Origin of the sequence: Paenibacillus sp. FSL R7-277, assembly GCF_000517965.1 — a bacterium.
Classification (GTDB): Bacteria; Bacillota; Bacilli; order Paenibacillales; family Paenibacillaceae; genus Paenibacillus_AQ; species Paenibacillus_AQ silagei.
In genome coordinates, this window is the sequence record NZ_ASPX01000008.1 from 124,314 (window position 1) to 148,702 (window position 24,389).

Sequence of the window (24,389 nt, forward strand, 5' to 3'; positions counted from 1 at the left end):
CTCCTTCAGTATCATTCAATCTAATCTACTGTAACTTTTACGTTGCTCTCGCCGGTTATTTTCGACTTGAAGGTGAGCGTGGTAATCTCGCCAGACCAAGAGGTTCCGGGGACAACATTCTGATCCATGTAAATCGTGATTGTCCCGGGGGCATAGGTTGCAGCTAGATTAGAACCGGGAATCTTTCCATTAGCGAGATCACTGGCCGGAGTGAAATCATATAAGTCGATCAATTCAAGCTCATCGGGATTGTAGGTCACTACAAACTCCAGTTCACTGAAATCCTGTACATTTTGAGCCAGCAACGTCAGACTAGCTTCCCCATCCTTCTTCACTTTAAGAACGTAATCCGGACTGGTAGTACTCTTCTGCAGGGATGGGCTCCACGCTGTCACCCCTGTAGTATTCTTCGCTCGTACCCGGTACGTATGGGCGGTTCCTGAAGCAAGCTCGTTATGCAGATAGGTAATATTGTTGCCGACATCGATCGTCTTCCCGTCTACTTCAAGCTGGTAGCCATTAGCCCCCTCCATCTTTTCCCAACGCAATTCTATCGAGTTATTTTGCGCAAATCCCTCGATTTTGGAAGGGGAGTCAGGCAGGTTAGGGAGTGTAGAGAGCGCTAATACTGCCACCCAGTCTCCACGTTCAGTGCCTTGCTTCACTCTGATTTTATAGAGATGGTACTCTTCTGCTTGCAGTCCGGTATGATTGTAAATGGTATCTGCACCGTTATCCAATACTTTGCCGTCCACTTCTATTTCATATCGTGCATTCGCTGCAACAGTATCCCACGACAGGGTAATCGACTTATTCGTCACTACTGCTACTACATTTGTTAAAGAATCTGTGTTTATGCCTGCAGGCATGGTAGTCATGGTTACCGGTTTGGACCATTCACTTGTTCCGCTAATATTAGCGGCTCTGAGTCTATAGGTATGTTTGGAATCTGCAGCAAGCTGGTCATGCACGAACAGGTTATCCTTTACAGTGATTATTGTCCCGCTGTCCACTTCAATGTCGTAACTATCCGTATGAGGAACATTGTGCCAGGATGCTGTAATCTGTCCTTCATCTGCTGTAGTCATTATGTTCGTGGGCACATCCGGTATTTCCGGATGAGTGGTCACGTCCAGAGGAGAGCTCCACTTACTTTTCCCGCCTATATTAACTGCACGAATTCTGTAGGTATGACCGCTAAGAGCCTCTAATCCTTCGTGCGTATAGCTGGTCAACTGTTTGTTGTCGATAATTAGCCCGTCCACTTCAATCTCGTAGCCGCTGGCCCGTTCCATCTCATCCCACTTCACAGTTATCGTATGAATATCCTGCACTGCTGATATCTTCGTTGGAATCTCTGGCGGATTAGGCCATGTCTGCTGTACAGCGGGCGCGCTCCATTCACTCACCCCTCCTAAGTTACCTGCTCTTACACGATAAGTATGATCCGTTGAAGCTTCCAGACCTTTGTGCGTGAAGGAGTTAAGCGTGCCATTGTCCGTTACAAGTCCATCTGCCTCCACTTCATACCGCGTAGCATGAGGAACTAAATCCCAGGTTAATGAAACGAGCTTCTGCGAAGGGACTGTCAATAGATTGAGTGGTGAAGCCGGCGGTTCGGGCAGTGTCATCTGTGTAAAAGTCTGACTCCAGCTTCCCGCACCTCCCGGATTGATAATTCTAACCCTGTAGGTGTGTTGAGTATTCGCTAACAATCCGTTTTGTGTATATGAAGTGGAGGTTCCATTATTAATAACTGCTCCCCCTGCCTCAACTTCATAACCTAATGCACCTGCTGATGGGGGCCATGTTAGCTTAATCCATTGCTGTGAAGCTTCCGCAGTAATCCCTTCAGGTGCAGAGGCTAATGTAGTTCCGCTTGCCGGACCTCCGAACGCTGTCTCTAGCCCTTCATTATTCCTTGCCTTCACCTGGAAGGAGTACGAGGTATTTGCTGTTAATCCGTTAATCACTACGGTCTTGCTAGAAGGTGTAATCCATACAGGTGAAGAGCTGAGCGTACCGGACGAATTAACATAAGCAGTACCCATCTGAATTAAATATTGGGTTGAAGCGGCATTCTGATCATGAAGCTGCATGATTAAGGATGTTTCACCATTTTGCTGAACAGATAGTGATGGAACCTGCGCTCTCGTATAGACATTCTGCTCATGGACCGCGATATTCCCCACTTTATCTCTCGCTTCAATCTTGGTATAAAATGCGGTATTGGAGGTTAATCCTGTTGCCGTAAAGCTTGGATTTGTGGTCCAGCCGCTCGATTGGCTTCCTACATTGTAACGATATGGGACGTTATCCAGCCCTGATATGGAATCTGCGGCGGTTCCCGATACTTGAACCTGTGAATCTGAAGAAATCATACTGACATTTCCAATCACCGGAGGAGATTTATCTACAACGATGGTGACCGAATTCTGGGTGGTGACTTTTCCATCGCTGGCCGTAAAGCGGATGGTATGGCTGCCTTCCGATAAAGCTGCTATGTTCAGCGGGTTAAAAGATACATTTTGGGTTGTAGCTGTATTGGTTATCGTCTTACTTTCCCTTGCTGCTGCCTCTGAATCTATGTAATATTTCAGTTCAAGCGCATCTCCATTTGAATCTGTTACCCCTATCACAGGGATGAACAGAGAGCTTTGACCAATTTGCTGACCGTTGGGTGTGGGTATGGTTATTGTAGGGGCTGCATTGGAGGTAAGATTCTTCTCCGGGAGATACTCAGAGAGTGAGTTTCTCCAGCCATTAGAAGGCTCATTTGGTCTATGATTATTATCCCCTGCATATACCCCAATACTGATCTTTGTTGGAATTCCACCAGTCAGTTCTCCCCCATGCTGCACAACAAAATCACTTGCATTGGTTATGAACGTGTTGCTGGTAGGACCCCAAGTCAAATTTTCTACACGTGTATGTGTATAGTAATCTGCACTCGAACTATTTGTTGAATTACTCGCATACACAGTTATATCCAAGTATCTTGTACGTTGACTGTCATTGTCCCAAAAGGTACTTGAGCCTGAAGTCATGACGGCTGCTTTGTCCAAAGCAATATCATAGCTCATTTGTCTTGTAGATAGATCAAAGCGAATATTCTTGAGCGTAATTCCCGGCATATCCAAAGTGATTTCGGCGATATTACCCATAGCTGGCACCCATCCAGCCGTTTTTATGAAACCATCGAAGTGGAGATCAGCAAAGCTGATAATATTAGACTCTCCTGCTGCTTTAACCTGTGATCCCCCTGGAAATAGAATTAACGTAACCATTACAAAAACACATAAAATAGATATCCATCTTTTCAGCATATCCTTCATAGTTCCTCTCCTACCGCTATTAAATCTACTCTATGGTATAGGTTACTTTAGTAAATTGATTCGTCTTCGCATTGAAGATAATCGTGTTCATTGCAGCCTTATTGCTCGTTTGTACGCTGAATACAATTTTTCCCGGTTCAAACTGGATTACATTCACCGCTGTGCCCGCTATGCTGCCAGTCTCAAGCTCCATGTCCGGGGTCTCTGCACGCAGATCCATGACCTCAAGATTCTTGGCATTATAGGTGACTGTAACTCTGCGCTCGGATTTGTCACTTTTATAAGGGATGATCATTACAAAATTAAGCTGAGAGTCCTTTTCCGGCTTGATCGTTACTGCAGGAGTCGTTGTTTTCTTCAAAAGCTCTGACCAGTCGCTCGTCGCTCCTGCATTCTTAGCCCGAACGCGATAAGCATGCATTGTATTGGGCTCAAGTCCGCTGTGTGTGTATTCCAGCTGATTGGAATTCGAAATGACTTGTCCATCTACTTCCAAATCATAGCTGGATGCGCCATTCACTGAATCCCAGGCAAGAAGAACCGAGTTCACCGTAACTTCGCCTCTAAGATTCTTCGGCACCTCTGGAGCTGTAACACCAGTAACAATCGTAGTCCATTCACTCCAATCACTGACGACCTGGGTGTTCTTGGCCCGTATCCGGTAATTGTGCTTGGTATTAGGCAACAACCCGGTGTGTGTGAAAGTAACCTTGCTGCCATTGTCAATAATTGTACCGTCAGCTTCAATTTCGTAGCCGGTAGCACCCTTCACTGAATCCCAGGATAATCGGATTTGATTGCTCTTGGTCTCCGTCTTTACATTTCCCGGAATCCCGAGCACTGTTGAAATCGTCAGAGGTTCGCTCCATTCTCCAAGAAAGCTTCCCTGCTTCGCTCTGACCCGATAATTATGCCAGGAATAGGGCTCTAATCCGGTATGCTTATAGGATAATGATTCTTCATTATTCAGAACTTCGCCATCCACCAGAACATCATAGCCGGTCGCATTCTCAACCTTGTCCCATGTAAGTTCAATACTTGTATTCTTGGCCGATGCCTTCAGATTAGTTGGTTTGCCGAAGGTAGTGGTTGCAGATACGAATCCGCTCCACTCGGCAGCTCCCGCCGCATTTACAGCTCTTACCCTATATTTGTGCGCTGAGAAGGGTACCAGCTTCTTGTGGATGTAGAGGTTATCCGAAACATTGCGAATCGTTGTCCCATCCAATTCAATATCGTAACTTAGCGCACCTACAACTACATCCCAAGTTATTGTGATTTCGTTGCTATTCACTGAAGTCTGAATATTAGCAGGAACGCCCGCATGAGTAGAATAAACAATCGTTTTCGTCCAGCTTCCGACTCTATTCTCATTCTTGGCCCGCACTCTGTAGGTATGCTCTGAATTCAAAGGGAGCTGTGAATGTGTGAATTCAAGCTTCAATTCATTATCCATCACATCACCATCTACCTCGATGTCATACCCTGTGGCCCCGGCAACTGGGTCCCAAGCTACATGCACAGAGCTTCCTTCCACTTGTGCAATAAGATTCTGTGGAACTCCAGGCAAAGTATGCACGGTGATGATATCGCTCCATTCACTGATTCCATCATCGTTCTTAGCTCGTACACGATAGCTATGCTTGCTGTTAGATTGGAGACTTTCATGTATAAACGAATTATCGGTGATGTTATTACTAACGACTCCGTCTATCTCCAAATCATAGGAGGCGGCTCCCGATACAGCATCCCAGTGCAAATGAATAGACTGCTCATCTGCCGTTCCCTGCAACTTGGAAGGCACTCCAACTAGAGTGGTCTTCGTAACCACTTCGCTCCATGCCCCTGATCCGCTGCTGTTAACCGCTCGGATTCGGAATACCTTAGGCATGTTCGGATTCAGATCATTCTCCTGATAAGTTAGCACCGGTCCTATATTCTTTGTGCTGTTATTAACCTCTATTTCATAACTGGAGGCCCCGGTTACCGGCTCCCATGCGAGAGTAATGGTATGGCTTGTAGCATTCAATTGAATGTTCAAGGGAGCTGCAGGCAAGGTCCAGTAAGACGAGGCTGTTGACCACTCCCCTTTGATATCACCACTGATGGCCCGGATCCGGTAGAAATGCTCGGTTCCCGGACTAAGTCCCTCCTTGGCGAAACCAGGTTCACTGCCAAGAACGGTAACCTCTTTATCAAATTCCAACTCATAGCCGTCCGCATTAAACAAAGAAGGCCAGCCCAGTGTAATGGCTGAGTCTGTTGCACTTGCATTTACTGCTGGTATAGAAAACGGTCTTAGAGATACAGAAGGAACCACCTCACGAATCTGCTGCTCGCTCTCCCAGAATAAGCTGGCCTGAGGATTCCCCATGTCATTCGCATACTCCATCTTCAGGTCATATTTTTTCCCCGCTTCGAGCTGGAGAGTTCCTTGCTCCACATGCTGCTTCGCTGTCCAGGCATCGACCAGGAGCTGATCATTCACCCAGAGTCTGACTCCGCCTGACGTTTTAGCCGAAAATATATATTTATCTGTATAATTAGGTTGAATTTGACCTGTCCATCTTACGGAGAAACGCTGGTCCTCTATTCCTGGCACGCCCAGGAGAGGTTGCCCTGATAGAGAGATAGAATCATCTACCTTCACTGCCTTCTTGCCCGTAAAATCATTATTACTGTAATACTCAGCCTTAAGGCCCGACAGAACATACTTCAACAATGTACGTCCTGCTTGCTCATTCCCCGTGTGTATTACAGGTCTTTGATTCGAGATGACATTACCGCCTACTGCAAATAATCCGCCTGTATTGATATTCAAGTGATTATTTACACTGACGTTGTCCCGGACAAACAGGTCTCCTTGGGCTACATTTAGTTCTGCCCTTGAATTATTGGAAACCACTTCTCCTACAGACATTTCTTCGTCTACATTCATAGTTACCATAGTGTTGATGTTCATATTGCCTTGTACTACTATCCGTTTCGCGGATAGATCGAGAGAGCCATTGTTATAAACCAAAGAACCTGCAAACAATTCATTATCTACATGTACATTGGAGTTATTATTCAAATGCACAGTCCCCTGTACCCATAGGTTACCAAGATTCTCATCTGGTGCAGGGTTGATAACATTAACATCCAACTCAGTATTTGCATTTAATCCTCCACGGAGGATTAACGATCCGTACACCGTTATATTCAAATTCCGGTTCGTATTCATGCCATCTACGATTAAAATGACAGGCTGTTCTGCACTTCCAAACGTAACGCTTGATTCTAAATTCAGTTGTCCTACTGCAATAATGGCAGGCTTGTTGCTGCTGGAGCGGATAGAGCTTTGAATAGCTTCAATATCAGCATTTCTTAGTTCCACTGCATTTTTGCTAATATGCTGTATTTGTTGTTCAATAGATTCTATTTGTTCGCGGATATGCCGAGAGATTTCTCCTTGCAGGCCATTAACGTGAATAAAAGGCGGAGCGTTATGTATGTTAGTCATACTTCCAGATAGAAGTACTTTGTCTCCTGCAACCTTATTGGGTTCAAAAGGCAAACGGATTTGAGGCGGTATCAACGTGGGAGTGTATGTATTAACCAATGAGATATCTATGCTATTTAGAGCAGTCTCAATTCCAGGAGCATTGATTTGACTTAAAGTTAGTCTTCCATCTTCGACAGCAACCTTCTTCTTGATCGTTCTATGCTGCCCTGCTTCAAGAGTGAGTCCCTCCATAACTTTGATATTCTCAACAGTTAGGGAATTATTGCTGCTATAAACAGAGTCACCTACGGTTACTGAGACTTCATAAGTACCATTGTCTAGCGCTATTTCCCACTTTCCATCCGGATGGATTCGTGTCAGGCTGCTTATGCCGGAGTTGTCGTATGTATCTCTTGAGACTGTTGCATCGGTATGATCCATGTTCCAGCCGTAAGAGTATTGGTTTTTGACACTAAAAACGGCTCCGGAATCTGCAAGCTCTCCGTCCTGTACGGGAGTTTGTTCGGGCTGAAACCGGATTTTGAGCATACTGTACTGCGCGGAAATCTTCATCCCTGAGAATTCCACGAAAGGTGAGAGAAGTTGAGCCAGAATGATAAAACACAGTACCTTGCATATGAAGCTTTTGCTATTTGTCATAAAAGACCTCCGCTCAATTACAATTCCTTTAAAAAAGGGCGCAAAAAAACCACCGGAAAGAGCGGCCCGGCTGCCATTCACAGATGGGGATTTCCCGCCCTGTGGTAAGGCCCGTGGCTTTGCGTCCCTGACTTTCGTACAGGTTTGCCTTTTTAGTTCTAATGGTTACATTCATGCAAAATCATTTCGATTCACTTCAATTACAATCTGTACTTACCTTGGCAATAATACCCTATATTTGAATCATATAATATTGTTATTTCTGTGAACATTTGAACTGAGCAACCCCCGCACCACCACCCAACTCCCAATCGGCGCAACGCCCAATCCCAGCATGAGCAGAGTTAGAGTCCGCGGGGACTGGTCCAGGGACAGCACGGCGATGAAGATCAGCAGGCCGAGGAGGCGGCCGCTCATCAGGCTAAGCTCCCTGAGCACTACCAGCTCCACGCGTTTGCCGGCGCTCTCCTCGGACACTCCCATCAGGTCGAAGCTGGTGGACAGCATCGGCAGCATGTAGAGCGGCAGACAGAGTGAGGTCCCGATTCCCATGATTAGGAGGGTGGTAAAGTTCACCTTCCACAGCAGCGGAAGAAGGAAGGCGATGAGCAGCAGGCTGCCTGCCAGCATACCGCCGAGGCGGGCGCGGGGCTTGAACCATCTGCCGGCCGCATAATAACTGATCAGCGAGACGGCTGAAGTCAGCAGGGCGAACTGTCCCAGCTTGCTCTCCTCCTGTGCTGCAATGTAGACGAGCAGACCGATCAGGAAGGAGAATACGCCTTCCCGGATGCCCTGAAATACTAGCGCCGCCGCAACTGGCCGCCAAGGACTGCGCCTGCGGGTAAGCTCGCGCCAGGGCTCCAGCCAGAGATAGGCTTCGCCGCGCGGCCGCTTGCGCAGGCCGAAGCTAAGCACAGCAGCTACCCCATAGATACAAAGCGACAGTATGAATACCATACGGTAACCTTGTCCGCCTTGCCAGCGGGAGATCATCCAGCCGGAGACCCAGGGTCCGGCTATTCCCGTCAGGGAACCCAGCAGGCCCATCCACCCGTTATAGAAATCGCGGTTCTTGGCATCGGTAATCTCGAAGAAAACAATATTGAACGCCAGCCAGTACAGCCCGATGGATAGCCCTAGGACCCCGCCCAGCGGCCAAATGTAATGAATCGCGTCGCCCCGCAAACACAGCACCAGCAAATAAAAAAAGCCCGATACGGCAATTCCCAGCCGCAGGGCATTCATTTTGTTATGTTCTTTCACCCACTTGCCGCCCAGCCAAAAGCTGAGACCCACGGCAAGCTGCTGGGCCACGGTGAACCAGCCGATCATGGCGAAGTTCTGCCGGCTTTTCCACAGATATACGTTGAGGAACGTTCCTGCAAGCACTGTAGCCAGAAGGTATAGCCCACCTACAGCCAGCAGCAGCGCCGCCTGTCCCCGTTCTGAACCTCTCATGCTTAGCCCTCCCTGCTCGTCCTAAGACACATCATCTATTACTAACATGTCCAGACAGCAGGGAAAGCATGAATCCGATCTTTATTCGGCTGAGGTGCTGAGATTGCGGACAAGCTGGATGCGGTCTTCCTGCGCCAGGCTGTGCTGCACATGGAAGCAGGAAGGACAGACGTACAGATTCAGCGCAAAAGGAGGCTTCAGCACAGCTGCGCCGCCTAGCGCTTCCGGCGTTGCCGGAGTGAACCCGTCCACCTGCTGCGTACCGGAGTGAAGCATCAGCTCATGGCATTGCGGACATTCCGGAGCTTCCAGCTGGGCAGCCAGCAAGCCTGAGACCTTGTCCTCATAACGCTTCAGATCATAGTCGTCACCGAACTGACCCAGCGTACCCCATACAGGCACCACGCTATCCTTGTCGTCGTCATCCCACAAATTATCGTCGCTGATCTCTTCCACTCCGGAAGCTTCCTGCGTATCCGGCTCTTCATCCTCCAGATCCTCTGCACCTATCGTCACTGTGCGGTAGCCGCTAAGCTCGTTATTGCAATGAGGACAGGTATCCTCGGGGCCAAACTCCTCATCCCATACAATCTCGGTATGGCACCATGGGCAAACTGTTGTCTCCATCAGTATAATCTCCTTCGCTTACTCACATTCGGTTCAATTCACCGTTAAATATATAATGCCGGCCGCTATAAAAGCCAGGGCTGAAAAAAACAGAATCCGAATCAGCAGCTTCATCTCCCTGCCCCCTAATTCAGAATATGGCCGCGCCGATAACATAGGACAAGGATATGGAGAGCAGCATGGCTGTCAGTCCTACGGCCCGGTTATCTGCGGCAATCTCTTCATCAATTGAAAAGACCGGAGTAAAAAACTCGAACAGGAAGTAAGCCAGCAGCAGCAGCAAAAAGCCTACAACCGACCATTTCATCGTCTCATAGATGGATGCCCCCGCTTCAATGCTGAAGCGTAAGATGTTGCAGATTCCGAAGATTTTGCCTCCGGTTGCCATGGCTACGGCCACATTCCCCTTGCGGATCTCTTCCCAGCAGTTGTATTTCGTCACCATTTCGAAGAAGGACAGGAATACGACCAGCCCCAATATGGCGACAGTGAAGTAGCCTAGCAGCGCCCCCAGCGGATGTTCCAGCAAAAGATCAATATTATCCTGCACACTTTTCCCTCTTCCCTGCCGGACTATGGGCGCTACTCCAGTTCAGCTACCGTCACACCCGCGCCGCCTTCATTGTAGTTCCCGAGCCGATAGCTTTTGACATGCTTGTGCTTGCGGAGGTATTCCTGTATTCCTGTCCGCAGGACCCCCGTCCCCTTGCCGTGGATAATGGAGATCTGCCCCAGATTGCCGAGAAAAGCTTCGTCGATGAAGCGGTCGGTCTCCATAATGGCTTCCTCCAGGTTCGCACCGCGCAGATCAAGCTCATTACGGATATTCTCATCGCGTGTACGCTTGACCGTTGTGGCCCTGCGCAGAGCCGGCGGAGGAGCATCCGGGGCGGAGGCCAGGAATTCCAGATCACTCAGATTAACCTTCATCTTCATGATGCCGAACTGTACCACCGCTTCCTTGGTACCACTCAGCTCAACCACAAGGCCCTTCTGATTCACATTCGCTACCTTCACTTCATCCCCTGGCTGAATCTTGCGCGGCGCCTTGACCGCGCTGCGCGGCACAGCCTTCTTGCGTGGCGCAGGCTCTGCTTCATCCAGCCGGCGGCGCGCTTCAATCAGCTTATGCTCCTTGACGGATGCGCCTTCCTCCAGCGCCAGGCGGCGGAGGTCACTGATAATCTCCTCGGCTTCCTTGCGCGCCTTGGCCAGAAGTTCGCTGGCATCCTTCTCTGCCTTCTCAAGGCGTTTGTCGCGTGAGCCCTCCAGCTTCTCCAGCTCCTGCTGCTGCCGCTTACGGAACTCCTCCGCTTCACGGCGAATCTCTTCCGCCCGTATGCGTTCGTTCTCTGCGGTAAGGCGGTTCTCCTCAAGGGATGCAATCATATGCTCAACACGCATATCTTCTTCCTTCACTTCGCCGCGCGCATGCTCAAGGATTGCATTTGGCATCCCGAGGCGTTCAGCGATGGCGAACGCATTGCTTCGTCCAGGTACACCGACCAGCAGCCGGTAAGTAGGACTCAAGCTCTGCACATCGAATTCCATGCTGGCATTAATAACGCCTGCCCGTTCATAAGCGTATGCCTTCAATTCACTGTAATGTGTAGTGGCAACCATCCGGGATTCCGTCCGGTGAATATTCTCCAGAATCGCTATCGCCAGTGCGGAGCCTTCGGCCGGATCTGTTCCTGCACCGACCTCATCGAGCAGAATCAGACTCTTCGGTGTCATCCGCTTCAGAATGGATATAATATTCGTCATATGGCTGGAGAAGGTACTGAGGCTCTGCTCAATGCTCTGCTCATCGCCGATGTCGGCGTAGATCGCATCGAAGACACACAGCTGGCTGCCTTCCTCGGCCGGAATGAAGAGACCCGACATGGCCATCAGGCTGAGCAGGCCGATCGTCTTCAAGGTCACCGTCTTCCCGCCCGTATTGGGGCCGGTCACGATGATGGAGCGGTAATCATTGCCCAGCTCCACATCCAGCGGCACAACCTGCTCGGCCGGAATGAGCGGATGGCGGCCCTTGCGCAGGCGCAGGTATCCGCGGTCATTCATCCGCGGCTGGGTAGCCTTCAGGTCGCGTGCCAGACGCGCCTTGGCGAAGATGAAGTCCAGCTCGCCGAGAATGTCGATATCATACACCATCTCCTCGGCAATATCGCCGACCAGTGCAGTCAGCCGGTGCAGAATGATCTCAATCTCACGTTCTTCGCGCAGCCGCGTCTCCCGCAGCTTGTTGTTCATCGCCACAATGGATTCCGGCTCGATGAACAGGGTTGCCCCGGAGCCCGACTGATCGTGCACAATACCGCCGAAGTGGGCGCGGTACTCTGCCTTGACCGGAATGACGAACCGGTCACCACGGATCGTCACAAGCTGATCCTGGAGCATCTTCGAGACCGAAGACGAGCGGATCATCGAATCCAGCTTCTCACGGATGCGCGTCTCTCCCCCGCGCAGCTCGCGGCGGAGGGAGGCAAGCTCCGTGCTCGCCGAATCCATTACATCGGCATTCTCGTCAATACACATGCGGATAGCATCCTCAACAGGCTTCTGCTCCGACAGCAGATCACTCTGTGCGAAGAGGGCAGGAACGCTCTCATCGTCATGCATGGCATGGATGAACCGCTTCACCCGGCGTGCCCCGCCAATCGTGTTGCCTACCGCAAGCAGCTCTGCTGTGCCCAGCATTCCGCCAATTGACGCACGCTTCAGCGCAGGACGGATATCGGTTACGCCGCCGAATGAAGGAATTCCCTTCAACCGGTCAACATTTACCGCCTCATCCGTTGCCTGCAGGAGCTTCTTCACCCCTTCGAAATCACCGGAAGGCTTCAGGAGCTCGGCGGTCAGCCGTCCCATCGGCGTCTGCGTATACTGCATCAATTTATTTAAAATCTTGCGATATTCAAGCGTATGCAAAATTTTGTCGTCCAATTACTGTCACAGCTCCCTTCATAGATGGAACCATTATACCTAATTTAGCCCATTTTCGCTATTTGGGTATGATTTCTGGGCATAGAAAACCGGCTTCGGGCCACAATAACAACGCACATATCCTTAAGCGAACGCCAAAGGAGGTTAGTTCATTGAGATTCTTAGCTCATGTAGTACGGTTCGTGGTCGCTGCAATCGTGCTGATGGTGGTCGGCTGGATTGTTCCGCAGTTCACAGTCGGGGGATTCTGGAGCGCATTCATGCTTGCTCTGGTGATCGCTCTGCTCGGCTGGGTCGTTGAAGGCATTTTCGGCAAAAAAACAACGCCCTTCGGCCGCGGTATCGTCGGCTTCCTGGTCAGCGCCCTGGTCATCTGGATTGCCCAGTTTGTCGTCAGCGGTGTCAGTGTCTCGGTGCTTGGTGCCCTGCTTGCCGCACTGGTCATCGGGATCATCGATCTGTTCCTGCCGGTATCCACTCCGTTTGAAGCAGGCAAATAACGGCGCAAAAGCACATGCAGACAATGAAACCCCCAGCTCCCGGTCTATATCGGAATTTGGGGGTTTTCTGTAAGTTTATGCACTTCACCGGAAGTGACCGCGGAGGTCACCACAGCATTTTTCCCGCCGCGCTTGGCCGTATACAGCGAATCGTCTGTCTTGCGGAACAGCAGCTCCTTGCCGTCTCCAAGCTGGTAGTGACACAGTCCGATACTGACCGTAATGGGCTTGTTCCCGGCATACGGATGGCACATGGCAGCAATGCTGATACGCATTTGCTCGACAGCAGCGTAGGCTTCCTGGAAGCTTTTATCCGTAAAAATCACTGCGAATTCTTCCCCGCCATACCTTGCCGCGAAGTCATTCAACCCGATCAGGCTGCCCATCTTGGCCGCCACCTCTTTCAGCACAAGATCGCCCACCCAGTGTCCGTATCTGTCATTGACCTGCTTGAAATTATCGATGTCCATTAACGCCAGCTGCAGCCTCAATCCGTTGTTCTCACACTGCTCCAGCAGCGAATCCAGATACTCATGGAACGTCTTGTGATTATACAGGCCGGTTAACGCATCCATCTTCAGCAGCTTGTCCGAAATTGCCCGCTCTACCATTAGCTCCTGCTCCGACTTGGTGAGCTGCTCCAGATATTCGCGCGTCTCGCGGCCACGGAGGATCACCGCCTGCGCCGTCAGGGCAAAAACAACATACACACACTCCACCAGCACGAACTCCAGCAGCGGCTTGCCAAGCAGCGGCCGTTCAAGCCCAAAGTATACCCCCGCGTAGAATACAATGCTAAATGCTCCAAGCGAGTACAGCAGCCGCTGGTCGAAATAGATGAGGGCCAGCATAAGGGGCATCAGCAGCAGCATCTGGGCACCGTCTACATAAGGCTCCAGCACAAAATACATCAAATAGGAAACCACAAAGCTGCAGACCACAACCGCCTGCTTATGATAACGGAGCGAGCGCCGCAGCCAGACCTCGGCAGAAGCCATACTCAGGACAATCATCAGGTTGCAGACTATGAACATATGCCCCTTGCCGGGACTGAAGATCGTCTCCATCTCAGCCGAACGGGAGTACAGCATATACAGGAACTGGGCGAGCAGCAGACAGAGTACGATGATCCAGTAGCCATACAATATTCTCCGGTGCCATCTCTCTGCACTTTGCAACGCGTAATCTATAATGATCTGACTCCCCTGCTTCTAGCCGAATAATATGAAGCTTTAATTATATTAGGCTTAATTATAATTAATTTTAAACTCTTTTGCATCATATTTTTGCAAAATTCGACAAAGTTTGCAGCGGTAGTGACGGCGGCGGTCGGAGTCTTTTTCATAGATTGATCAAGACAACTTGACCGATTTAGGCTATGCTAAGGACAACTGCCCAAGTAGATGAGGAGAATGCATATGATCAGGAAGTCGGCTATTCTGTGTTCTATTATATTTGTGCTTCTGCTAACGGCCTGCGGTGGGAACACGAGCAATTCTGACAGCGCAAACAACGCAGCTGCCGGGAGCAATCTGACGGCGGAGGAAGAACTCGTAATTACAGCCACCAATTATAGCTTTGACCAGCCGGAATACCATTTGAAGAAGGGCGTCCCTGTCAAAATCATCTTCGAAAATGAGAGCGGCAATCACGGCATACTAATCCCGGAGATGAAGCTGCGGTTGGATGCCAAGAACGCCTCGCAGGTTGTCCTTCCCGAGGAAGCCGGAACCTTCGAAATGACCTGTGCCATCATGTGCGGCTCCGGCCACAGCGGAATGACTGCTAAGATTATTGTGGAGTAAGCGCTTCAGTTCCAAGGGGCCGAATTAAGGAACAAAATGCCTGCGGTATAGCCGGATGTGGTCAGTTTTTCGACCTTATTCGGCTCACTCGCCTCCGCCGCGCCAAATGTGATCGATTTTCCGTCCTTATTCGGCTCACTCGCCTCCGCCGCGCCGAATGTGATCGGTTTTGCGACCTTATTCGGCTCACTCGCCTCCGCCGCGCCGAATGTAATCGGTTTTCTGACCTTATTCGGCTCACTCGCCTCCGCCGCGCCGAATGTAATCGGTTTTCCGTCCTTATTCGGCTCACTCGCCTCCGCAGCGCCGAATGTAATCGGTTTTCCGTCCTTATTCGGCTCACTCGCCTCCGCCGTGCCGAATGTAATCGGTTTTCCGTCCTTATTCGGCTCACTCGCCTCCGCCGTGCCGAATGTAATCGGTTTTCCGTCCTTATTCGGCTCACTCGCCTCCGCCGCGCCGAATGTGATCGGTTTTGCGACCTTATTCGGCTCACTCGCCTCCGCCGCGCCGAATGTAATCGGTTTTCCGATCACATTCGGTTCTTGCACCTACGCACACAACTTATCCATATCGGACGAAAATCATGATTTCCTAGTCAGCAAATAAGCCGGAAGGGACAATATCCCTTCCGGCTTATTTGCTCTGTATGCTTAAGCGGCTGCTATAGCCCCCTCTTACTTCACACCCTTGCTGCGGCCTGAAATGTCCAGCCAGACGGCGATGACCAGGATCGAGCCTTTGACCACATACTGCCAGAACGACTCCAGCCCCATCAGCGACATGCCGTTATCGAGCGAGGTCATGACCAGCGCTCCGATGAGAGCGCCAATGACCGTTCCGGCTCCGCCCATCAGGGAGGTTCCGCCGATGACGCAGGCGGCAATCGCGTCCATCTCGGCCATATTGCCTGCGGTAATGGTCGCCGAAGCCAGGCGGGAGGTCAGAACGATGGCGGCGATGGAGCCGAGCAAGCCGCTCAGGATGAAGACCAGCATCGTCTTGCGTCTGATGTTAATGCCGGAGAGCCGCGCAGCCTCAATATTGCCGCCGATGGCGTAGATATGGCGGCCGAAGGTCGTCTTGGTGGACAGGAAGTAGAAGATGGCCGCCAGCACAATGACGAAGATGATCGGGAACGGAATCCCTTTGTAATGGTTCATCAAGGCCACGAAGACTACCACGAGCAGGGACAGTCCTGTTACCTTCGCGATATCCATGCCGAGCGGGGCGACGGTGAACCCGTATTTCTTGCGGGAGCGCCGCTTCGTGAACGCGCTATACAGCAGCAGAGCCACCGCGAGCACGCCCAGAATGATTCCGAAGCCTGAGGCAAAATAGGCATTGCCGAGCAGCGCCAGCACCGGATCAGATACCGGAATGGTCATGGATTCAGTCACGCCCATCAGCACCCCGCGGAACACCATCATCCCGCCGAGGGTAACGATGAAGGCGGGGATCATTTTATAGGCGACCAGCCAGCCCTGCACCAGACCCAGCACCGCACCTGCCGCAACCGTGCCCAGGATGACCACGATAGCGGGCAACTCCAGCCAATTGCTGAGAATCGCCGCCATCCCGCCGGTCAAGCCGACGATGGAGCCGACGGACAGATCGATATGGCCCGCCACGATTACCAGCACCATGCCAATGGCCAGTATAGAGGTCACCGACATCTGCGTGAACAGATTGGACAGGTTCCGCGAGGTCAGGAAGGTCGGATTCAGCACGCCGAACAACACCCAGATCAGAATCAATGCGCCAATCATTGTATAGGCACGCATATCCATTTTGCCGAACAGGGTACGCAAGCGCGATCCTCCGGCGGCCGGAACCGCTTCAGGTTCCTTAAGCTCTTTTTGCAGCTGCATCTCTATCTGCCTCCTGTGGCGGCCAGCATAATATTCTCCTGCGTTGCTTCGCGCCAGTCATATTCCCGTACCAGTTGTCCTTCGCACATCACCAGAATCCGGTCGCTCATCCCCAGCACCTCGGGAAGCTCGGAGGAGATCATTATAATAGCTACTCCCTGTTCGACCAGCTTGTTCATCAGGTTATAGATTTCGTACTTCGCCCCGACATCGATGCCCCGGGTGGGTTCGTCCATAATCAGAATCTTGGGGTCACTCATCAGCCATTTGCCGATAACCACCTTCTGCTGGTTCCCCCCGGACAGTGTGCCTACAAGCGTCTCCAGCGAAGCGGTCTTCGTCTTCAGATCCTTCACGTACTGCTCAGACCACTTGATCTCCTCATTCTCATTGATCACTCCGAGCCTGGAGACCTTGCCGAGTGTGGCCAGCGTCGTATTGCGCTTGACATCCATCCCCATGACCAGCCCCTGGCGCTTGCGGTCTTCCGTGACCAGGGCAATCCCGGACTTGATCGCTTCGGCAATCGAACGGATCTTAACGGCCTTGCCTTCGATCAGAACCGTACCTTCGCTTCTTCCGCCATACGCACCGAACAGGCTGCTGACCAGTTCTGTCCGTCCGGCCCCCATCAGCCCGGCAATGCCCAGAATCTCGCCTTGACGAAGCGTAAATCCAATATCTCTAAGCACCTTCTGCTGACGCTTCTCCGGGTGCCAGACATTATAATCTGCAACCTCAAGCACCTTGTCCCCGGGTGAATGCGGGACGCGCGGATAGCGCTCGGTCAACTCACGGCCGACCATCAGCGATACCACCTGATCGTCGTTCGTCGCCTGGCGCTCCAGGGTTGCCACCGTCCGCCCGTCGCGCAGCACGGTAATCGAATCGGCCAGTGCGAACACCTCGGGCATTTTGTGGGAGATATAGACACAGGTAACCCCTTCGCGCCGCAGCTGGTTCAGAATGCCCATCAGGATGGACACCTCACTCTCGGTCAGCGCCGCTGTCGGTTCATCCAATATGAGAATCCGGGTATGCTTGGAGAGCGCCTTGGCGATCTCTACGAGCTGCTGCTGGCCGATGCCCAGATTGCCGATCTTCGTATCCGGCGACAGGTTCAGCCCTACCTTCTTCAGCCACAGCGAAGCCTGATGGTACAGCTCATTCCACTGGATCGCCCCGCGCTTCACCGGCTCTGCCCCCAGGAAAATATTCTCGCCGACCGTCATCTCCTTCACGAGCGCCAGCTCCTGATGGATAATCGCAATGCCGGCCTGCTCGGCATCGGTAATTTGGTGGAATGCCTTCTTCTCCCCGCCGATGCGGATTTCGCCTTCATATGTCCCCGCAGAATACAGTCCGCTCAGCACCTTCATCAGCGTGGATTTGCCTGCGCCGTTCTCCCCGCACAAGGCGTGAATCTCTCCTTGCTTCACCTTGAAGTTCACATGGTCCAGCGCCTTCACGCCGGGGAAGCTCTTGCTGATCTCTACCATTTCAAGTACATCCATGCCTGCCGTTCCTCCTTCCCGCCCTCAAGCAGCAAGCAGATGCGGGTTCGCCACTGGCGCCGCATCTGCTTGCCGTACAGGCTGCCCTTATTGTTTCGGCCACTGGTCCTTCGGAACGTTCTTATACACATCCTCCAGCTTGTGGAAGCCGTCCTTGATCAGCACATCCAGGTTATCCTTGTTGACGGCAAGCGGATCAAGCAGCACGGATGGAACATCAATTTTACCGTTGTTAACAGTCTTATCTGTCGAAATAGCCTCGCCCTTGGCAGCTGCCACCGCCATTTCCGCCGCCTTCGTGGCAATCGCGTTGATCGGCTTGTAGACCGTCATCAGCTGTGTGCCTTCCGCGATACGCTGTACAGCAGCGAGGTCAGCATCCTGACCGGATACCGGAATTTTGCCCGCCATGCCCTGCGCCGTAAGCGCCTGGATGGAGCCGCCTGCTGTCCCGTCATTCGCTGCTACAACGCCCTGTACATCGTTATTGTTCGCGGTCAGCGCATTCTCCATATTTTTCAGCGCTTCTTCCGGCTTCCAGTCCTTGGAGAACTGGTCGTAGACGATTTTGATATCGCCCTTCTCTTCCAGCGGCTTCAGAATATTCATCGCGCCTTCCTTGAACATGTGGGCATTGTTATCGGTATCTGCGCCGCCGATGTAGACGATATTGCCCTTAGGAGCCTTATCGATAACCGCCTGAGCCTGGAATTCACCGACACGCACATTATCGAAGGAGATGTAATAATCCACCTCGGAATTGTTGATCAGCCGGTCATAGGCAATGACCTTGATGCCTTCCTTATGCGCCTTATCCACGATGGGAGCCGTAGCCTCCGCATTATGGGCAATGACCACGAGCACATCCACACCCTGGGAGATCAGTTGCTCCGCCTGGCTTAGCTGGGTAGCATCATCCCCGTTCGCGGCCAGCACCTTCACTTCACCGCCAAGCTCCTGTACTTTTGCTGTGAAAATATCCCGGTCCTTCTGCCAGCGCTCCTCCTTCAAGGTATCCATGGACATGCCGATGACAATTTTGTCCCCGTCCTTGGCCGCTCCCGAAGACTCCTTCTTCTCGTTGTCACCGCTTGAGACCACACCGCAGCCCGCCATCGATGCAGCCAGCACCATCGCCGCCAGCCCGAGGGAAATTGCTCTTCCGTATTTTCTCACGATTACTACGCCCCTTTTCGTCAGTCCTATATTTGATTGCGCTTACAAAAAAAGTGTAGCATGGAAAAACCGCCCCGGGAGCAGCGATTCCCTGCACTTATTTGCCCTCCACCCGCATTCTTGGTCTTGCCTGCTGTAATGTAATTCTCCGCCCCGGCTTTCATAGGATAATCCGGGGCAACAGCACAAAAAAGTCCTTGCTCACTCAGCAAGGACCCGGCTTCTCCTGCTGCTGGCGGAATTCGCTTGGCGTCATCCCCGCAGCCTTCTTGAAGACCCGGCTGAAATAATTCGGGTCCTTATAGCCTACTTCATAGCAGATTTCCTTCAGGTTCAGCTGATCCTCAGAGATCAGGCGTTTCGCTTCATTCATCCGCAGCCGTGTGACATAGTCGATGAAGGTCTCTCCTTCATGCTGCCGGAATAATTTGCTGAAATAATGCGGGCTCAGGTTCACATATTCAGCCGTCTGCTCCATGGAGATATCCTCTTTATATTTCTGGCTGATATAGAGCAGCGCCCGCTGATGCACATGGGACCGGTGATGCTCCTGCTCCTCCTCCAGGCCATCGATCAGCCGCTCCAGCCAGGACTCCGCGCTTAACCGCAGAGCACGCGGATCTTCCGCTGCGTTCAGCGAAGCCAGCAGCTCTGCACCGGCCGTGGAGTGAACGCCTCTGGCCAGGAACAGCAGCAGGCCGGTTACCTCCCCACGCACGGCAGACAGCGGCTGGTCCCCTCCCTGCTCGAAGGAGTCATACAGCAGGCTGAAGCGCTGGGCGGCCTCCTGCTTACTGCGCTGGAGCAGGGCGGTAAGCAGCTTCTTCTCTTCATCCAGAGAGACCGCCGTCTGCCCCGAGCTCTGGATCATATCATCGTAATGGTGCACACCGAATGAATGCTGGTGGTCCGCACATACGCGGACGGCTTCGCGGTAGGAACGGCTAAGCCCGTCCCAGCCTTCACGGATCGAGCCGATCCCGACGCCAAGGGGCAGGCCGAAGCGCTCCCGGGTATAGGTGCGGAGCCGCTCTCCCCAGTCCAGCGAGCTGACGCGCTGGGAATATCCGGTCCTCCCCGGCGGCAAGGGAATGAACAGCGCCAGCTGATGCCCGGCCAGCGGTCCGGCGAGGCAGCCCAGCCCTGTTTTGGCAAACTGCTTGACCGCCTCATAGATCTCCCGCTTGGACTGCCGGAACGTCTCCCAGCCGCTCTCCCCGTGCCGGGGGAATGACAGGACCATCGCATAGCCCTTGCTGAAGTGCAGCTCCAGCAGCTCGGCCAGCTGCTCCGGCTCCAGATCCTGCACATGCTCCAGCATCAGCATCAGGGTCAGCTCATTCTCGGCCAGCGGCAGCAGATGGGCCAGCTTTTCCTGCAGCTCCAGCTGTTCATTCCTGCGCCGCCGCTCCTCCCCGATGACCGCCATCAGCTTCCTCAGCACCTCCGCCACCTCTTCCCGCCGGGCCGGCTTCAGCAGATAGTCGCGCACACCCAGCAGCAGCCCCTCCTTGGCATACGCGAAGTAATCATGGGCCGTAATCATCACAATCTGCGCCGCCGGAAGCTTTTCCCGAATCTGCCGCACCGCCTCCAGCCCATGAATCCCGGGCATCTTAATATCCATGAAAATCATATCCGGCCGGTGCTCCTCCGCCAGCTGAATCGCCTTCCGCCCGTTCCCCGCATGCAGGAATTCGAATTTGTCCGGGATAAGATGCCGGATCATCAGCTCCAGCCCCTCCCGCTCCAGTGCTTCATCATCTGCGATCAGCAGCTTGTACATCGTTATCGCTTCTCCCTTCACTTCATATGAATGCCTCTAGGCCGAGGTCCGGAAGGGCAGCCGGAACAGCACCGCCGTCCCCTGCCCTTCACTGCTGTTGATCTCGATGAGCTGCTGGCCGTCGAAGAATAAATGCAGTCTTTTGAAAACATTATGTGTCCCAAGCCCGGTAGACTGGCCCTTGCTGCTGGAATGCGGCGCCTCCTGTTGAATCGATCCCATCAGCCGGGCTACCGTCTCGCGGTTCATGCCCGCTCCGTTATCGCTGATTACAATCTCCACCTGCCCGCTGCGGTAACGGATCGATAGCGTAAGTATAGCCCCCTCCTCCATCTGCTCCAGACCGTGAACGAAGGCATTCTCGAAGATCGGCTGCAGCGTCAGACACGGCACCATCCCGTCCATCGCCTGCTCATCAATCTCCATCTCAAAAGCAATCCGGTCCCGGAAGCGGGCCCGCTGGATGTTGATATACTCGTTCACATGCTCGACCTCCTCGCGCAGCGGAACAGCCTGGTCCAGCTTTTGCAGATTATAGCGGAGCAGACGCGAGACAGACACGGTCAGATCGCTGGTTCTCGCCGCCCCTTCCAGATACGCAAGCTTGGCAATGGAATTCAGTGTGTTGAACAGGAAATGCGGATTGATCTGGCTCTGCAGCATTTTCAGCTCCAGCTCCTTGACCAGCCGGTCCTTCTCCGCACTCTTGATGTTCTCCTTCATCAGCTCCTGGATATTATCGATCATCCCGTTAAAAGCGCGGCACAGTATGCTGATCTCATCGTTATTAACACTCTCCGGCGCCTTGGTATCCATCCGTCCCTTCGAGATTTGCTTTGCCGTTGCCACCAGGCGGCGGATCGGTCCGGTAATGCTGCTGGACAGCCAGACGGCCATACAGATGCTAAGCAGCGCCGCGGTGATCACCAGCAGACTGCCCATCCGGTTCAGCTTCGCTGTCGTAGACATAATCTCGGCGTAGATCGGCTTATATTGGTCCAGCTCCAAATCGACCAGCTCCTGGGCCTCCTCACGGATGAACCGCTGCGTCTGCTCCGCCTCGATATAGGCACCTGCCAGCGAATTCGCATCCTGTCCGTCAATCTCCGTGATCATCTGGCCCGCCTGCTCGACAAAAGTATCAATAAGGTGGCTATAGTTCATCAGCGGAAGGCCGCTGCCCCCGATGGTATTCATCCCGTCCAGCCTGCTGCGCAGCTCCAGTACCGCGCCCAGATGCTTCTCCACCTCCGGGAAGCTGTCGGTATCCACCTGCATAATGAAGCGGTTCAAGGAGCGCATATTCTCGCCGACCTCATAGGATACCTCCTTATACAGCATGATCCGGTTCATCATCAGGTGGTAGCTCTCCTGCACATTCTTCCCGCTCTGGAACAGTACGAAGGAGACCGAGCTCATCAGCAGCACCAGCAGCGGAATACAGATCAGCAGCTTCAGGCGGATACTCATAGGCTCTCTCCCTCCTGCACATTGGTCTTATCCAGTACCTTCACTCCGGTATAATACCGGGTTTGTAAATGGGCACCATTAAAATAATCATGGAGCAGCCGGACCGCCATATTCCCCATAAGGTAAGGCTGCTGTGCGACAGTCGCTGTGATCGCCCCCCGGCTGATGGCATCCAGCGTCTCCGCCTGATTATCGAAGCCGATAATGGTCAGCGGACCGCGCTTCAGGCTCCTCGATGCCTGCAAGACGCCCAACGCATCCGTTGAACTGGTGCCGACCATGACATCGATCTCCGGATGATAGCGCAGCATATCCGCTGCCTGCTGGATCGCCTCCATATGCGAGATGTTGGAGCTGCGGACATCGACAATCTCCATGCCGCCGTAGTCCTTTACGATATTTTTCAGCCCGTCCAGACGCTGAAGCTGGTTTTTGGCCAGCTCGCTGCCGATAATCACGCCTATTTTGCCTTTTCCGCCGGTCGTCTTCACTACCATGCGCCCCAGCGCCTCACCTGCAGCCACATTGTCAGTTCCCACATAGGCCAGTCTCCGGCTGGCCGGAGCATCCGTGTCAATCGTGATCACCGGAATCCCCCGGTTCACCGCCTTATCAATCACCGGCGTGAACTTCTCGTCGTTGAGCCCCTGGACGATGATGGCATCCGCTTTAGCGGCAATCGCTTTTTCCAGCAGGCTGATCTGCTCCTCCATGTTATTGCGCACCGGTCCCGTGAATTCGATCTCTATTCCGTATTTCGCTGCGGCCTCTGCGGCCCCCTTCTCGACCATCTCCCAGTAAGGGTGGTACCGCTCCTGCTCGATCAGCACAATATGATATCCGGGCTTGTCCTGACTGGGCTGGCCGCTTAATTCCTTGACAATATTGCCCATCCGGGCAGAATGGCGCGCGAAGCCTATAAACAAATATGACAACAGTATAAAAAGCACAATAACCCCAACGCCGCTGACCCATTTCTTATCCATCCCGTTCACCTCAACCAACATCCTACCCCGGGTTGTAACCGGTTGCAATACTTATTATGTCAAAGATAATTCATGCAGGGGGCAGTTAGGCTAATGTATTCTTCGTAAATTCGTTCGAACTAATTTAGCTCACACCTGGTGATTCAGGGGCACTTGTGCTCTTCATTTGCTCATTTGGCTAACTTCTGCTGAAATCAGGAGCACTTGTGCTCTTCATTTGCTCATTTGACTAACTTCTGCTCGATTCAGGAGCACTTGTGCTCTTCATTTGCTCATTTGACTAACTTCTGCTGAAATCAGGAGCACTTGTGCTCCTCATTTACTCATTTGGCTAACTTCTGGTGGATTCAGGGGCACTTGTGCTCCTCATCATGAGCTGTTATCGCCAAGTGTTGCACATTTTGCAGGATTCATATCGGATTGTAGCTTGAGAACGCCAAATGTTGCACATTTTACAGGAATGTTACCAGTGGAGCGGTCGTTGGCTGAAATATGTTGCATTCTAGGCAGGATTTCCCGTAATTTGCTGCCTCAGAGGTACGAATGTTGTATTTAGTGCAGGATTTGTCCAAGATGGCAGCCTAGATGTCTTCTTCACTCCCCCCTTCCCTTCACCAACTTCCCCCCCAGTAGAAATTACTTCTGTCCCATACTTCACTTCAGCCAACTTTAGAGCAGCAGCCCCCCCTTGCAGTCCCCCTAAGGAGGAATCCGTCCCCCGTCCCTGCACAGCAGAAAAAGCCGTTCTAAGCATTCCTGCTTACA

The 24,389-nt window shown here is 52.4% G+C and carries 16 protein-coding genes and 1 riboswitch; of the genes, 2 read left to right on the forward strand and 14 right to left on the reverse strand.

What is annotated here, in order from left to right; all coding sequences use genetic code 11:
• Positions 1–20: 20 nt before the first annotated feature.
• From C173_RS03525 to C173_RS03550, 6 genes are all read right to left on the reverse strand, one after another.
• Positions 21–3,335, reverse strand: a complete 3,315-nt coding sequence (locus tag C173_RS03525; RefSeq protein WP_036722518.1) for a fibronectin type III domain-containing protein — start codon at positions 3,333–3,335, stop codon at positions 21–23.
• A 25-nt stretch (positions 3,336–3,360) separates the two neighbouring features.
• A complete protein-coding gene (locus C173_RS03530) occupies positions 3,361–7,479 on the reverse strand; it encodes a fibronectin type III domain-containing protein (protein ID WP_036722520.1) in 4,119 nt (1,372 codons plus the stop codon).
• Positions 7,480–7,536: 57 nt separating this feature from the next.
• A riboswitch (cyclic di-GMP riboswitch) is annotated at positions 7,537–7,638 on the reverse strand.
• Positions 7,639–7,722: 84 nt separating this feature from the next.
• Positions 7,723–8,940, reverse strand: a complete 1,218-nt coding sequence (locus tag C173_RS03535; protein ID WP_036722523.1) for an MFS transporter — start codon at positions 8,938–8,940, stop codon at positions 7,723–7,725.
• An 81-nt stretch (positions 8,941–9,021) separates the two neighbouring features.
• Positions 9,022–9,567, reverse strand: coding sequence for a hypothetical protein (locus C173_RS03540; RefSeq protein WP_051477790.1), 546 nt, complete (start codon positions 9,565–9,567; stop codon positions 9,022–9,024).
• A gap of 130 nt (positions 9,568–9,697) precedes the next feature.
• Complete coding sequence (locus tag C173_RS03545) at positions 9,698–10,117, reverse strand: DUF350 domain-containing protein (protein WP_036696710.1); 420 nt, start codon at positions 10,115–10,117, stop codon at positions 9,698–9,700.
• Between the two features lie 32 nt (positions 10,118–10,149).
• Positions 10,150–12,516, reverse strand: a complete 2,367-nt coding sequence (locus tag C173_RS03550; protein ID WP_036722526.1) for an endonuclease MutS2 — start codon at positions 12,514–12,516, stop codon at positions 10,150–10,152.
• Between the two features lie 152 nt (positions 12,517–12,668).
• Between C173_RS03550 and C173_RS03555 the strand changes: the two genes are divergently transcribed.
• A complete protein-coding gene (locus C173_RS03555; protein WP_036696706.1) occupies positions 12,669–13,016 on the forward strand; it encodes a phage holin family protein in 348 nt (115 codons plus the stop codon).
• Between the two features lie 44 nt (positions 13,017–13,060).
• On the opposite strand, the gene C173_RS03560 is transcribed toward C173_RS03555, so the two are convergent.
• Complete coding sequence (locus tag C173_RS03560) at positions 13,061–14,194, reverse strand: GGDEF domain-containing protein (RefSeq protein ID WP_235191749.1); 1,134 nt, start codon at positions 14,192–14,194, stop codon at positions 13,061–13,063.
• 240 nt (positions 14,195–14,434) lie between these two features.
• Here C173_RS03560 and C173_RS03565 point away from each other — a divergent pair, with 240 nt between their 5' ends.
• Positions 14,435–14,821 (forward strand): cupredoxin domain-containing protein, encoded by a 387-nt coding sequence (locus C173_RS03565; protein WP_036722528.1) that lies wholly within the window; start codon positions 14,435–14,437, stop codon positions 14,819–14,821.
• Positions 14,822–14,826: 5 nt separating this feature from the next.
• On the opposite strand, the gene C173_RS03570 is transcribed toward C173_RS03565, so the two are convergent.
• The 7 genes from C173_RS03570 to C173_RS03605 all read right to left on the reverse strand — a co-directional run bounded on the left by C173_RS03570 (position 14,827) and on the right by C173_RS03605 (position 23,624).
• Entirely contained in the window at positions 14,827–15,357 is a 531-nt protein-coding gene (locus tag C173_RS03570; RefSeq protein ID WP_036722530.1) for a hypothetical protein, read from the reverse strand.
• A 141-nt stretch (positions 15,358–15,498) separates the two neighbouring features.
• A complete protein-coding gene (locus C173_RS03575; protein ID WP_036722532.1) occupies positions 15,499–16,692 on the reverse strand; it encodes a sugar ABC transporter permease in 1,194 nt (397 codons plus the stop codon).
• 2 nt (positions 16,693–16,694) lie between these two features.
• On the reverse strand, positions 16,695–18,206 hold the full coding sequence (locus C173_RS03580; RefSeq protein ID WP_036722533.1) for a xylose ABC transporter ATP-binding protein: 1,512 nt from the start codon (positions 18,204–18,206) through the stop codon (positions 16,695–16,697).
• Between the two features lie 87 nt (positions 18,207–18,293).
• Positions 18,294–19,340 carry a D-xylose ABC transporter substrate-binding protein gene (gene xylF / locus C173_RS03585; protein ID WP_051477806.1) on the reverse strand — a complete coding sequence of 349 codons (1,047 nt, stop codon included), beginning with the start codon at positions 19,338–19,340 and terminating at the stop codon, positions 18,294–18,296.
• A 247-nt stretch (positions 19,341–19,587) separates the two neighbouring features.
• Entirely contained in the window at positions 19,588–21,168 is a 1,581-nt protein-coding gene (locus tag C173_RS03595; RefSeq protein WP_051477791.1) for a helix-turn-helix domain-containing protein, read from the reverse strand.
• A gap of 36 nt (positions 21,169–21,204) precedes the next feature.
• Positions 21,205–22,638: a sensor histidine kinase gene (locus tag C173_RS03600; protein ID WP_036722538.1), complete on the reverse strand. Its 1,434-nt coding sequence runs from the start codon at positions 22,636–22,638 to the stop codon at positions 21,205–21,207.
• Entirely contained in the window at positions 22,635–23,624 is a 990-nt protein-coding gene (locus C173_RS03605; protein WP_036722668.1) for a sugar-binding protein, read from the reverse strand. Before C173_RS03605 ends, C173_RS03600 begins: the two co-directional genes overlap by 4 nt.
• Positions 23,625–24,389: the final 765 nt, after the last annotated feature.